This window comes from Paenibacillus sp. CMAA1364, from assembly GCF_054373195.1.
Window position 1 is genome coordinate 14,827 of the sequence record NZ_JBITNB010000008.1, and the last position, 14,274, is coordinate 29,100.

Annotated in this window: 10 protein-coding genes and 1 pseudogene; 8 read left to right on the forward strand and 3 right to left on the reverse strand. The window is 39.7% G+C overall.

The features are described 5' to 3' along the window. The first annotated feature begins 58 nt into the window (after nucleotides 1–58). The 5 genes from ACH8E3_RS07590 (at nucleotide 59) to ACH8E3_RS07610 (ending at nucleotide 5,883) form a co-directional block, all read left to right on the forward strand. Nucleotides 59–847, forward strand: a complete 789-nt coding sequence (locus ACH8E3_RS07590; RefSeq protein WP_458632018.1) for a DUF3919 family protein — start codon at nucleotides 59–61, stop codon at nucleotides 845–847. 22 nt (nucleotides 848–869) lie between these two features. Next, on the forward strand, nucleotides 870–1,907 hold the full coding sequence (locus ACH8E3_RS07595) for an ABC transporter substrate-binding protein (RefSeq protein WP_458632019.1): 1,038 nt from the start codon (nucleotides 870–872) through the stop codon (nucleotides 1,905–1,907). 86 nt (nucleotides 1,908–1,993) lie between these two features. After that, complete coding sequence (locus tag ACH8E3_RS07600; RefSeq protein ID WP_458632020.1) at nucleotides 1,994–3,649, forward strand: ABC transporter permease; 1,656 nt, start codon at nucleotides 1,994–1,996, stop codon at nucleotides 3,647–3,649. 23 nt (nucleotides 3,650–3,672) lie between these two features. Then, nucleotides 3,673–4,755: an ABC transporter ATP-binding protein gene (locus tag ACH8E3_RS07605; protein ID WP_458632021.1), complete on the forward strand. Its 1,083-nt coding sequence runs from the start codon at nucleotides 3,673–3,675 to the stop codon at nucleotides 4,753–4,755. A 108-nt stretch (nucleotides 4,756–4,863) separates the two neighbouring features. Continuing rightward, entirely contained in the window at nucleotides 4,864–5,883 is a 1,020-nt protein-coding gene (locus tag ACH8E3_RS07610) for an extracellular solute-binding protein (protein WP_458632022.1), read from the forward strand. Nucleotides 5,884–5,926: 43 nt separating this feature from the next. Here the strand turns inward: ACH8E3_RS07610 and ACH8E3_RS07615 are convergent, their stop codons facing one another. Beyond that, nucleotides 5,927–7,279, reverse strand: a complete 1,353-nt coding sequence (locus ACH8E3_RS07615) for a uracil-xanthine permease family protein (protein ID WP_458632023.1) — start codon at nucleotides 7,277–7,279, stop codon at nucleotides 5,927–5,929. A 573-nt stretch (nucleotides 7,280–7,852) separates the two neighbouring features. Here ACH8E3_RS07615 and ACH8E3_RS07620 point away from each other — a divergent pair. The 3 genes from ACH8E3_RS07620 to ACH8E3_RS07630 all read left to right on the forward strand — a co-directional run bounded on the left by ACH8E3_RS07620 (nucleotide 7,853) and on the right by ACH8E3_RS07630 (nucleotide 10,403). Next, nucleotides 7,853–9,541, forward strand: a complete 1,689-nt coding sequence (locus ACH8E3_RS07620) for a hypothetical protein (RefSeq protein ID WP_458632024.1) — start codon at nucleotides 7,853–7,855, stop codon at nucleotides 9,539–9,541. Between the two features lie 214 nt (nucleotides 9,542–9,755). Beyond that, nucleotides 9,756–10,007, forward strand: coding sequence for a hypothetical protein (locus ACH8E3_RS07625; protein WP_458632025.1), 252 nt, complete (start codon nucleotides 9,756–9,758; stop codon nucleotides 10,005–10,007). A 45-nt stretch (nucleotides 10,008–10,052) separates the two neighbouring features. Next, entirely contained in the window at nucleotides 10,053–10,403 is a 351-nt protein-coding gene (locus ACH8E3_RS07630) for a thioredoxin domain-containing protein (protein WP_458632026.1), read from the forward strand. Between the two features lie 133 nt (nucleotides 10,404–10,536). Here ACH8E3_RS07630 and ACH8E3_RS07635 read toward each other — a convergent pair. Both ACH8E3_RS07635 and ACH8E3_RS07640 read right to left on the reverse strand, forming a co-directional pair. Beyond that, a pseudogene (locus ACH8E3_RS07635) lies at nucleotides 10,537–11,756 on the reverse strand (IS1182 family transposase). Between the two features lie 368 nt (nucleotides 11,757–12,124). Then, entirely contained in the window at nucleotides 12,125–13,975 is a 1,851-nt protein-coding gene (locus ACH8E3_RS07640; protein WP_458632027.1) for a glycosyl hydrolase family 18 protein, read from the reverse strand. Nucleotides 13,976–14,274: the final 299 nt, after the last annotated feature.

The window sequence follows — 14,274 nt, forward strand, 5'->3', positions numbered from 1 at the left end:
CTGTTACAAAATTGATACAAATCTAAAATTCTTTTGATATATGTGGAGGTTAAAGTAAATGACAGAGGATATGAAAGGGCTTTCATGGTTTCGTCTCATCCTGTTACAAGTCATTGTGGGTAGTCTATTAATCGTAAGTTGCTCATACGCCTTTCGTACACCTGTTGACGTTGTGCATATTGTACCACCTAAACAGAATAGTCTCGACCGTGTTGCTGGAGTTCCAATGCGCATGGATATTACATATCCAGGTCTAGGAACCCTCACCATTGAGGATCCGAAGGAACTATTGAAATTGAAATCCTCTTTTTCGGGACTATTATCTGTAGGTACTCAGCGTAAATCGAACCAGGTTCCGCGGTTGTTGTTGACAGGAACGATGGCCTACTTGGATCAAGAGGATATTCCATTCCAAGTGGAGACCAACGCGTTTCACTTCGGTGAGAGCTTGGTCAATTCGCTCAATGTGAGTGCTAATATCCGTAAGTTGCAAAGTACCCTCATCGATAAGCTCCTAACTCCGGGGAGGATTGGGTCTGCAGTTGAGAACAAGAAGAACGACGTATTCTCACTTCAGCAGGGTGTACTTACAGCTCTCTCGCAACAAGAGAGACAGGAATTAACGTCACAGATCTTGGCAGCAACGAGCATTATCGATTTCAGCCATTTTAATGACTTGCAACAACCGCCAGACACACACATTGTCATTCAACTTTCGAGTAACTATCGAGAGAAGAAGCACTGGATCCACTTAGATCGATATAACAGTGCATACATTGTGGTATATGACCTTCTAGATGAGACGAACCAAAGAGCTTATTTCAAGTTAAACGATACCTCATATTAAAATTGAAGGGATGGTTTAATCTATGGCAAGAAATAAAAAGAATAATAGTTCGGCCATTATTTTATCGGTCATAGTGATTGTGCTAGTAGCGGGGTTCTTTATGTTCAAATCTGGTATATTTGGTGGCAAAGAAAATCAGAAGATCACCGTATATTCCATCTTCCAAGAGGAAGAAGCTCGTAAATTACTAGATAAATTCAAAGCTGAGACGGGAATTGATTATGATATTCTACGCTTGCCAAGCGGTGAAGCGGTATCTCGTGTTCAGAATGAAATGCCAAATCCACAAGCAGACTTCCTGATGGGTGGACCAGCGGACTCCCACCAAGTGTTGAAAGTAGCGGGTTCATTAGAAGCTTATGTCTCTCCGAATGCTTCTGATATTCCTGATAATATGAAGGACAAAGAGGGATTCTGGACAGGATTCTATCTCAATCCAATTGCGATCGGTATTAATGAGGAACGTTGGAAGGATAAGTTCGGTAGTGATCCATATCCTGAGTCCTTTAAGGATCTACTCGATCCTAAATTCAAAGGTGAGATCGGTATGTCTGATCCAGCAACTTCAGGTACTGCTTATACAGCAGTAGCTTCACTGGCCCAAGTATGGGGTGATGATGAAATGTTGAACTACATTAAGCAGTTGCTACCGAATCTGAAAGAAAGACCGAAGTCTGGCATTGAGCCAATTCAGAAAGCTGCTAAAGGCGAGTACACCATTGGTGTGACTTTCCTAGGTGACCAATTGAAGATCAAATACCAAGGTAATCCGATTGTTAGTATTGTACCTGAAGCCGCAGGTTATGAAGTAGGGGCATTGTCGATTGTAAAAGGTGGACCTAACACAGAAGCTGCGAAGAAATTGATGGACTATATGCTTACAAATGAACCAGGTGAGTTGTATACGCAATCAGCATACGCTGTATCTGTTAAAGCTTCTGTACCGATTCCAAAAGGTGGTATCGATATTAAGACTACGAAATACAACGATGCCTATGATTTGTTGAAAGCAGCTTCCCAACGTAAAGAGTTGCAAAGTGCATTAAAAGATTTGAAATAAAGGAGCCACTGGGGCATTAAGCATGGCTATACATAGTCAGGCTAATGCCCCTTAATTGAATAGCAGAAAGGTGGGAGTCGCCCCCTATGAAAGAAAAAAAGGGCATTGGGGAGTCGATCAAGAGGCTCTTCAAAGATCCGTCGTCACTCGTGCTTGTACTGACCAGTTTTATATTTCTTATTTTGTTTGTCATTTATCCGCTTATAGTTGTTGTATTTACATCAGGTTTTGACAATTGGGCAACATTCTTTAGTAAACCACGTTATGGTAGAGCGTTATTAAATACGATAGTCAGCTCATCGCTATCTGCACTTACTGCAACTGTGTTCGGATTCATATACGCGTATGCCATTCATTACAGTAATATCAAGGGTAAGAAATTCTTCCGATTTATTGCCTTTATTCCATTATTAGCTCCTTCGGTCATGAGTGGATTAGCATTCCTATTACTATTCGGGCGTGGCGGCATGATCTCTCAATGGTTAAATACCAATTTCAATTTCGAACTTGATCTGTATGGACTCCCAGGTCTATGGATTGTTCAGACCATTTCCTATTTCCCGCTGGCCTATATGACCATAACGGGTGTGTTGCGAGCGATATCACCGAATTTAGAGATTGCAGCGCAGAATCTTGGAGCAAGAGGTTTTAACATGTTCCGTACCATTACGCTTAAACTTGCACTACCAGGTGTTATTAACGCCTTCTTGCTAGTTGCTATTAACTGTTTCGCTGACTTCGGGAATCCGAAGCTGATTGGTGGTAACTATACACTTCTAGCTGTTGAGATTTACGGAGAGATCATTAATAACGAAGCAGGACTTGCTTCTGTAATGGGGATTATTCTAGTGATTCCTGCATTGATTGTATTTTGGGTTCAGAATAAGATCTTATCCAAAGGCTCCTACTCTACAATTACAGGTAAGCCAGTATCCGGATTGAAACGAATTACAACATCCAAGAAAGTAGATGCGCTACTCTTTACTTTTAACAGCATGATCTCATTGTTCATTATGTCAATGTTTGCAATTACGATTCTATTTGCCTTTACGAAAAATTTCGGTCGAGATAATACATTCACACTGGATCACATTATGAAGGTTGTATTTAGTTCATCCAGTCCAGCTGTATTGAACAGCTTAGTGTTATCGTTAATCAGTGCCGTACTGGCTGTAGCATTCGCTTTAGTTCTTGCTTATATTGTTGTCCGGAAGCCTTTTCCGGGTAAAAGACTACTTGATTTCAGCGCGGTTCTACCGATTGCCCTTCCAGGGACATTCGTGGGTCTTGCACTAATTGTTGCTTTTAGTAAAGGTCCGATCGTCTTGCAGGGATCTGCGGCGCTCATTGTCATTGCGATGTTACTCAAACAGATGCCGATTGGGTATCGTGGATTGACCGCATCTTTTAAACAAGTGGATAAATCGATCGAAGAAGCATCCAATAACCTGGGTGCGAATAGCCGTAAGACGCTAACAACGATTGTATTTCCAATGCTGCAGAAAACTGTTGTAGCGAATTTTGTCTATGCGTTTATGAAAAATATGAATACACTGAGTACGATTATCTTCTTAATAACTCCAAAATGGGTTGTTGCTGCCGTGGCGATCTTTAACTACGCCGAGACAGGAACCTACTATTGGGCAGCGGCTGTGGCTGTGGGGTTAATGGGTACTACATTAGCTACACTTGGCGTAATCAAGTTGATCTTCCGCTCTAAAGTGAAAATATTCGATTTCTAATGATAGAGAAGGGAGAGGGCACGATGGAATCCAACATTCTACTTGATCTAAGAAATGTAAATAAGGTATTTGGCGAAAACCATGTCCTGAAAAATATAAACTTACAGATTGAAAGAGGGAAGTTCATCACCTTCCTAGGTCCGAGTGGCTGCGGCAAGACGACATTACTACGATCTATCGCAGGTTTCTACACGATTGATGAAGGTGAGGTATGGATTGACGGGAAGCTAGTAAACGATTTACCCCCTTACAAACGGGGAACACCAATGGTGTTTCAGGAATATGCACTTTTCCCGCATATGACGGTATTTGATAATATTGCCTATGGGCTAGATATTAAGAAACGACCTGAAGCGGAAGTGCAACAACGAGTTAAGGATGTTATGACTCAGGTCAAATTAACTGGACTAGAAGAGCGTTATCCCCATGAAATGTCTGGCGGTCAACAGCAACGTGTAGCGATGGCCCGCGCCCTAGTCATGAATTCACCAATCATTCTTCTGGATGAGCCACTTAGTAACCTCGATGCTAAACTACGTGAAGAGGTACGGGTAGAACTACGAACCATTCAGCAGGAGCTTGGAATCACCGTCATCTATGTAACACATGATCAGCTGGAAGCGTTATCGATGTCGGATCAGATCGTGGTCTTTAATAAAGGGGCTATTGATCAGCACGGTACACCGCATGAAATTTACTATAAACCACGTACACGATATGTAGCTGACTTTATTGGTACTACCAATTTTATCGAGGCGGTAGTCACGGAGATTAAAGAAGGCAAGGCCACGATTTGCTACGGTCAATTAGGTGATAACGTTACGATTTCTACGGATGAGAAGTTGACAAATGGTGAGAAGGTTCTTCTGAGTATTCGCCCAGAGTCATTACGTTTAAATCAACTAGAGACGGATGAGTTTCACATCTTCGGAGTCGTCAAATCGTCTATGTTCTTAGGTGAGAAGGAACGATACTTTCTAGCTGATCAATCCGGTAAGGAATGGATTGTGGATGCCTATGATATTGGTCAGAAGACCTTTGAAGGTCAAGTCCAAATGAGTGCAGCGACTGATAAGATCCATATTATTAAAAAAGGTATTGAATAAAATCAAGTAATACCCTAAAAAGGAGAACGGCTGTTTTCCTTCTTTGGGTTGTATATAAGGCAGTTTAGAAGATGACTAAGTGTTAGCAAAAGGGAGGAGACATGTCACTTGAGAAATAGAAGCATTATTATTGCGATGGTAGTGGCAGTTGCGCTTATTCTAATATCGTTTTTTCCCGGTAAGCAAAGTAACCAGCCGCTCAAGATATATGTGATATTTCAGGAGGATGAGGCACGTATTCTGCTGGAAAAATTCAAGAAGGAAACAGGTCATTCCTACGAGGTCATTCGGATGTCCAGTGGAGAGGCGAATTATCATCTGTTGACGATGAACAAGATAGGCATCGATGTCGTCCTTGGGGGACCAGCTGACCTTCATGAGCAGCTAAAGAATAAAGGAAGATTAATTCGATATTCACCACGTATGGTTGATAATATACCCGAAATATACAAAGATAAAGCCGGCTTCTGGACGGGTATGTATATGGGTGCGTTGGCCATCGGCGTGAACGAGCAAGTATGGAAGCAGGATCCTCAACTTGCGCCTTTAGCACTGCCGGTGAGATACGAAGACTTATTACGACCAGAGCTTAAAGGGAAAATAGAAATTCCCGATCCTGAAACATCAGGAACGGGATATACATTATTGGCTTCGCTTGCCCAGGAACGAGGCGAGGAGAAGGCTGTGCAACTTATGCACGCCCTGAAGATGCAAAGCTCGTCGACGACATTCTCAGGAATTGGCTCTGCGCAGCGTCTTGCTGTTGGTGAAGTCGCTGCGGTAGTTAGCTTCATGGGAGACCAGCTTCGCTTCGCGAACTCCGGATACGCCATCTATTCCTCCATCCCTCCACAGGCAGGTTGGGAGGTCGGGGCTGTATCCATCTTGAAGAGTGGAGAGAATAAGTCTGCTGCGAAGGAGCTTGTGGACTTCGTATTGTCGAGCGACGCACAGACGGATTACATGAATTCAGCCTTTTCCTTACCTGTGCTACCGAATATTAAAGCTCATCCACTGCTGGCTTCTGTTCAATTAGAGGAATTACTCACGACATATCGTTTCGACATCGCTGCTGAGCATCGAGATACCTTGCTCTCAAGGTGGCGTGAGGTGAATGAACACTATTAAAGGGGAATGGATCGCCCCGATTTCAATAGCTGCGCTTTACAACTTATTGTGCGCTTGGCAATAATTTGTTCAATAATATCGCTGCCATCGAAGCAAGTAAAAGAGGAGAGCCCAATAAATATTGTGCGATAGTAGGTAAAGAATATAAGAAATCTTTAGGAATGAGTACTAACGCTAACGTTAAAATCATCGGTATCGCAATAACGTACATTTCCTTTTCTCCAATGTTCTCGTTTTTCATCACCTGCATACCGTTAATCGCGATAATTCCACAGACGATGGCGAATACGCCGCCGATGACAGGTGTTGGAATTGAAGATATTAAAGCAGCTAATTTACTTGAACAACCGAAGAGGATAAACCATCCTCCAACAGCAAGAAAGACTCGGCGGCTCGCAATTCCTGTGATGGAAATAATACCTGCATTTGTAGAATACCCGGTAACAGGAGTTGAACCGAGTAATGAAGCAATAAGACAGCTAATTCCTTCTCCAATAACACCTTGGTTAATGTTTTTATCCGTTAACGGTTTATCGATCACGTTGCTGATAGCAAACCAAGTACCTGTTGTTTCAGCCAGCAGTACGATATAAATAATGACCATCGTGATAATAGCAGAAAAGTCGAAAGAAAATCCGAAATCTTTAAAAGGGACCCGCGGCATGCTAAACCATTTGGCGTTTTGAACAGCTGAGAAATCTAGGACACCCATAAACTTTGCAGCAATACATCCGATAATTAACGCAAACATCACGGAAGTTATGCGGAATATAGATCCTTTAGTACGTAACAAAGAACCTAGGATCACGAAAATAAGTAGTACAGCACCAGTAATCAGGGCAAGTAACACGCTTTGATTAATTGTAGCGTCAGTGGCGCCATAAATATTATCTCTTATGGCAACAGGTAATAAGGAAAGACCTACAATAAATATGATCGTACCACCTACAAGGGGGGGGATAAATGATTTAACAATCTTATTGAAAATCCCAGTATAGCCCAAGATAATAACTAAGATCGCACCAATTAAGCCAGCACCTAAGACCGAACTCCAACCTAATTCCCCGCCACCACTAGTGGCATAAATCGTGACGATGGCACCAAGAGGAACATAGGATGGACCCTGAGCCATAGGTAGCTTCATACAGAAATAGGTTTGTACAATGGTTGCAAGCCCAGCAGCAATAAAGGTAGATTGAATCAAAGCACTTGACTGATTAGGTTGTAAACCGATTAACATCGCAATAAGGAAAGGAACGACATAGACATCCATTGCTAATACATGTTGTAAACCTAGGACAGCTGATTTACCGAATGAAATTTTCTCGTCGGGTAAGACAGTTAAATGTTGTAGCCTCTCTTGAGCGCTATCTTGCTTATTTGTTTGTGTTTTCACTTCGTTGTACACCTCGAATTTTATTTTTTATCTTCATTTAAATGAACTATCGCATCGTTCTTATTTTCTCGATCTTGTACATACCATGTACCTAATCATTTTACTACAGCAATTGAGGTGAATACATATAATATTAGGGGTTTGTTAATCAAACGTTCGCCTTCTAGGGCAACATTTGTAATTGTAATCCGCATTTAAGGATATGTCCATAGTAAAAGGCAAATATTATCTAACGAAACTGATTGAGCTTATTTCTTCCAAATGATGCTCTAGTGCATGATTAATGATGAAATAAAGTCTCACAGTTCCGTTACAATCCAGAACAGTGGAATAAATCGCAAATAAGATCACTGAGTTCCGTTACAGCGTTCCGCAATGATCTTTGATCGAAGGTCAAGTACTAGACTTGAGATTATTGAGGATGTCCCTTGGATTACGATCTCAATTAAAATTCGAAGGATTTGGAGACCTAGTTATTTAAGAAGTAAGACAAATTGGCCGATAAACATAATGAGCAATAGAACATGTGGAAGATTTTTTTCCGATACTAACAATTAATGGGGGTAACGCAGCATGAAGAGGATATTTAGTTTAGTACTTATTTTATTATTAATTACACCGATCTTGGACTCCACAGCATTTGCGAGTAATACTGTGAATGCTAAGGTGACGATGAGCAGTACATTTGTTAATGGACATGAGAAGAATCTTAATGGTTTCAATATTTCAAACAATAATTATTTTAGATTGCGTGATTTAGCGGAGCATTTCTCAGGAACTGCAAGTCAATTCGATATAACTTGGAATAAAGCGAGTAACGCTATAGAGATCATTACAGGACGTGCGTATACGCTTGATAAGACAGATAAAGGTAAATATTATAGCAGCAATAGAAATTATTCAGCCAAGCTCTCAACCTCAAAAGTGCTAGTGAATGGAAAGTTACAACTGATTAAGGCATACAATATTGATGGGAATAATTATTTTCAATTGAGAGATTTGGCAAGCAAGATTCCATTTAGTATTGAATATGATAATAAGTCCAATCGATTATTAATATTTACTCCAAACTCAGATCATGCCTACCGCGTTAAGACGGCTTTTGATGCTAAGGATAACTTAGATTCTGCATATTTTCCTAGATGGAAAAGTACAGTTAACTCTTATCTAGTGGATAATAATAATGGGACTGTAAGCGTCATTGAGGCAAATGAGGGTGTAACGATAGAAACATATAACAAAAAGTATGAATTGAGTGCAAAAAAGAAGATTCCTTACGAGCTACCTAAGTTTGGTGGTTTCTATAGCGGTGAGAAGTATAACTATATTGCCTTTGGACAAGACAACTCTGAAGAGAAGGATAACAAAGAAGTAATTCGTATCGTCCGTTATGATAAAAGTTTCAAAAGAATCGACAGTGTCTCCATAAAGGGTGGCGAGAGTTTTACAGTAAAACCTTTTGATGCAGGCGCAGGTAGAATGGCTGAAGCTGAGGATACGCTTGTATTTCACACTTCACGTGAAAGATACACGACAGACGATGGATTAAATCATCAATCCCAGCTCACCATTATTGTGAATACCAAAACCATGACCGTAACCAATGATTTGGGTAGATTCCAAGAAAACCATGTTAGTCATTCCTTTGATCAATATGTATTGTTTGATGGCAGTACGCATGTTCTTGTTGATCATGGTGATGCGTATCCTCGTTCGATTGTCCTGAATAAAGAAGACGGAACAAGCTACAGCGATGTAAACCTGTTTGATATACCTGGAAAAATTGGGGCGAACACCACGGGAGTTTCAGTAGGCGGATTTGAAATGTCTTCGAACAGCTATATTGTCGCAATGAATAGCATTAATCATTCTTTGGTTAAAGAGTATACATCTTATGAGATGGTTGGTTTAAAGAAAGATCAAAGAGATATCATTCTTAGTGTAGTTCCTAAGGATAGCACTGTAGTGAATAATATCACCTTGGCTAAATATGTAGGTACGAATAAGATTGCATCTATACCCAAACTAGTAAAGATAACAGACAACAAGATGATGGTATTGTGGCAGGAATTCGATAATGATTATAATCACGGTGATGTTAAGTATGTTCTGATAGATGGAGCCGGGAAGAGATTGGATAGTATCCAAACCATCAAGAACGTTGTATTATCAGAATGTAATCCTATTATTAGTGGCAATAAAATTGTCTGGTATACGAACAATAATGGCTATCGTTCGTTTTATACGATACCTTTAGATTGATTAAACTAATAAACTAGAAGCTTGAACACTGACTTGAAAGAGGAATACCTTGAAAATGGTGTCTAAACTGGTACCCATACACTAAACACCTTTTTTCAAAGTGTCCAGTCTATGGGTACTAGTTTAGAGAATTCCTCCTTTTTGTTGTCTAATTTAGCTTTGATCAAGAGCATTCAATCGAACAAATTAAAGCTGAAATTGAATTCACCACGGTATGGAAGATTGCCGGATCATTGATGCGACGGAATATTTAACTTACTTGCACGTCAGTCCAGAATTAACAATCGATAAATCTGTTGTGGAACAAGTGTTTTCTTTTGTTGCAGAACAAGGGTACGCTTTGATCAAGGACCTCTATGTGATTCCTTTTACGGAAAAAATCATTGGGGGAAATGAGTCAATCTACTATTGTAGAATATTTGCAGAAGTAAGAGGTTCAAAAAAGGCTAAATTGGTTAAAATATAAATTATCCCTATTGTCGCGAACTATTATATAAAGGAGATGGAGCTTATGAATACTAATTATGAAGAAAATGTAGCTGGTTTTGATAGAATTGATTCGATAAAAGCAGAGGAATTGATAACGGGGGAAGTTGAAGCCGTAATCTATATTGGCAAGGCTGTATGCCCTTATTGTCAAAAATTCGTAAAAACTCTAAAAAGGGTTGCTGAGGAAACGGATACGCATATCTATTACGTCAATAGTGTAGAAGAATCGGATAGGGAAGGCATTACGACCTTCCGTAATAAATACGATATTCCAACGGTTCCTGGATTCATCTTTACTAAGAGTGATAGCGTAAATGTGAAATGCGATTCATCCATGACAGAAGAAGAAATTAAAGCTTTTATAAATAAGTAAAAAAACCGCGGAAATAATGGGCCACTGAAAAAGGTAAGCTTTAGACTTTGTGAAATTCCCAAAATAGATAAAGGCGAATTTTCATTCAATTTCAAATGAAAATTCGCCTTTTTTATGCACTTCACTGTCTTGTTTATTTCAAAAGTGTCAGTATTCTTTTGAGATTAACAGCGAATATGGCCATCGCACCTTGCATATCCATGCCAACAAGACCCGAGGATAATGCCACATCATACCCGTGTCGGTATTTTAATTCACTAGTTTTCGCTTCTATTTTATAGCGTTCTTTTGCCTTTTCTTTGAAGTATTCACTTTCCTGGAATATTTTCTGTCCGCTATGCTCCGCTGATTTGATGCTTATCGAATAGCTCTTTGATTTCGCTCCTTCTTTATAACAACCCTCTTTCAAAGGACATTGCTTACACTTTTCAATATCAAAGTAATAGGTTTCTACTTGATTTCCCCTGTATTTTTCTTTTCTTGACGTGCCTTGCGAATCGCCATATGTCCAGCTTTACAAACGTACATACCCGCGTCCTTATTAAACTCGAATTCATTTTGATTGGTATATTGGATATTATTCTTATCAGAATAGGCTGTGTCTCCAATGACCGTATCAATTTTCATACCTGTTTCGCGGCTTTTTTCAATCCATGTTTGAAGTTGCTTCCCATCACTTTTTTCACCCGTCGTAATTACCGCAGCTGTAATAATACGTTCTTCATTTATTGCAAGATGTGTTTTATAGCCAAAGAAAGAGGAGTCGGCTGTTTTGTGACCCACACATGCATCTGAATCATTCGAAAGTTGAAGTTTCTCGTGGTGATCTTCTACGACTTCTTTTAAATAGTTCAGCTTTTCATCAATTTGATAAACCGTTTTCCGTAGTAGTTTAGATTTTTCAATCAGAATCTCTTTTGGTGATTTCTGATTGAAACGTGCTTTCGTATGCGTGGCGTCCAGAATAATTGCGCTGCTCTTAATGATTTCCTTTTCTAATGCAATATCCACTGTTTTTTGAATCAGCATATCGAGCAGGTTCACATCTTTCAAGCGAATTTTACGAAACTTCGTTAGTGAACAGGGATTGATGACCCCATCTTCAGGCGCCATATCTAAGAAGTATTTGAAAGACATGTCATATTTGGATCGTTCTACGACATCCACATCGGATACATCGAAAATAGATTTCAGCAGTAAATATTTGAACATACGAATGGGGGGAACTACATTACGACCATTATCGAGACAATATTTATTTTGTAATTCATCTTGAACAAAGGAGAAATCAACGAGCTCATTGATTTGACGTAGCATATTATCTTTAGGAACAACGATATCGTAAATGGCTATGTATGGACTTAGATTAAGAGTTTGTTAGTTTGGAATCATCACGAACACCCACCTAGATTTGATACCTTTATTATACGGAAAATAGGCATCCTTCGCACAAATAGATTGTGTGATGGATGCCTGAAAACCAGAATAATGTATTAAGTTCGAAGTAGCGAAGAGAACGGAATTGTCCTGAAGAAGCGGTAGCATTCGTCTTTGCCATCGGATTTCAACCGCTATTGAGGTTATATAATCAAGAAATCTGAGGGCAACAACGATCGTAAGGACAATCCGTTATCGTAGCGACCACACGAACAACTGTTTCTGGACTTTTTCAGTGGCCCCATAATATCCGCGGTTCTTTTTTTATTGTTACCCGATTAGATTTACTTGTTGTATGCTTCAAATTCATAGATACCCAGTTTATTGAATTGGGTGTAATTTCCGCTTGAAATATTAGGCAATACCGCCGAAGTTATGAGAACCCTTAAGTTAGCAGTTGTGATTGTTGGGAAATTAATGACTTTGTAAGAGCCCATTAATTGGCCTGTGTGTACATCCACCCATTGTCCACCAGACCATTGCTGAACCTTGAACGAGCGTACATTATTACCATGTTCTTTTAAAACAACTGTATTTAATGTAGTGACTTGTTTGAAATCCAATTGTAGATAGGCATTATCTGTCACGCCCGCAGGTGCTTGCCAATACGTTGTCTTGTCATTTCCATCGAATACCTGATGCGCATTATATCCGGAATCGCTGGTATTGGCGTAATACCACTGATTACTAGCCAGGTTCGTCATATTCCGATAGGCTTGATGCTGATTCTTCTCGTTTATGACTGCCTTAAGCAACGATTTGGAGTCACTCACAGCTACATCTGCAAATAGATGCCAGATCATGACACCTCCTATTCCCATATCTTGTGCTAGTAGCATCTTTCTTTTGTTCATGTCAATGCCGTTAAAATATACATTCTTGATAACGGGATTGCTGTTATTGTTATCTACCATATAGTTGTAAACGATATCTGTTTCTGGTGTAACCACTACATGTGAGTTGATATCATCATAATCAGGCCAGTATGCGGAACCATCGAACGGTCTGCCATACCAGGCTAGACCCAGATTTATTTTTTCTTTAGGAACACCCATATTTAAGAAATAGTTAATACCAGACCTTGAGTTCTCGAACGGTGCATGGTAGTAGCCTGCATCATAATTCATGTAATTCACATGGTCAATGCTGGCAAATGCATTTTTACTCAAATGGATGCCCCATGAGGATAACGCAAGCGATAGGCCTTTTCCATTCTTGCCGAGCAGTTGCTGCATCTCAATGATAGTGCTACTAAAATGGTTCCAATCTGTTGTATTGTTCGGATACTCCCAATCAATATCAACCCCGTCAAATCCATATTGTGTAAGGAAGTTGTTGACGTTTGTTACATAATTCGTTCTAGCTGTAGGATTGGCTACAACTTGAGCCATTGTAGTTGCGTCGGCATTTAGTGTAATCCATTTCTTTACAGGTCTGTTACCTACGACTTGATGTAATGTATTGAAATATTGTGGCCAATTCGATAAATGCGCCTCATCAGTTCTAGTTATGATATTACCGCTAGTATCTAAAGTGTGGAATCCGATTAGAATGACGTCGGTAATATAATCAAACGCTGAAGAATCAATGTCGTTCTTTTTGAAGCTACCAGGGTGAATATAGCCAGTTACTTTAAAAGTCTTGGGTGAAAGTACATACTTATCGATCCCCACACCGTAAGTAAATGTCTGTCCACCATCATTCTGAAGCTTAATGCTGTTCATTGTGCCAGCGTTCAGCGTGACTTCGATTGTTTTATTAACGAATGTATTCCAACCACCTGTAGAGTTAAACTCTAAGTCTGCTATTTTGACACCATTTACATATAAAGCTTTAGTAGCTACAGCATCATTCGTTGCAAATCGAATCGTCAATTCATATTTGCCTCCAAACTGCCCGCCGTCTATGTTGTGGATCTGATTGTAAGCACCGTTAAGATGCAGACTTCCAACAGCGCTACCCCCAGACGAATTCGTGTAGCTCTGCACATTAGCTCCATTACCAACCGTACCGTTCTCTGCCTCGTAGTTATGTTGATTAGTAGAAGCAGAAGCCTCATTCAGAGGAGGTACGAGCACGAATGAAGTAATGGCAAGTACAACGGATAAGCTTATCATGATCAAGCGTTTAAACATCAAACATCATCCTTTTCATAATTTATTTTAAAATTAAAACGCTTTCATAATTTATATTATCCTTTTTCTAGTAGCGTTTAAAACTGGCATAACTTAAGAATGACCGTTAAAATTAAATATTAATCATTTTCCATGCGGATCATGTAACCTTTCTTGCGAATTTGCTGTTGAATATTTATTAATTCCTCTTTCTTTCCACATGGGTTTCGGTAATAATGTAGAATGATAGCGCATTCAAGGTGTCTGTTAATTGAATTAGGTTGTGAATATAACGAATATATTGGAAGTGAGAGGGTGTG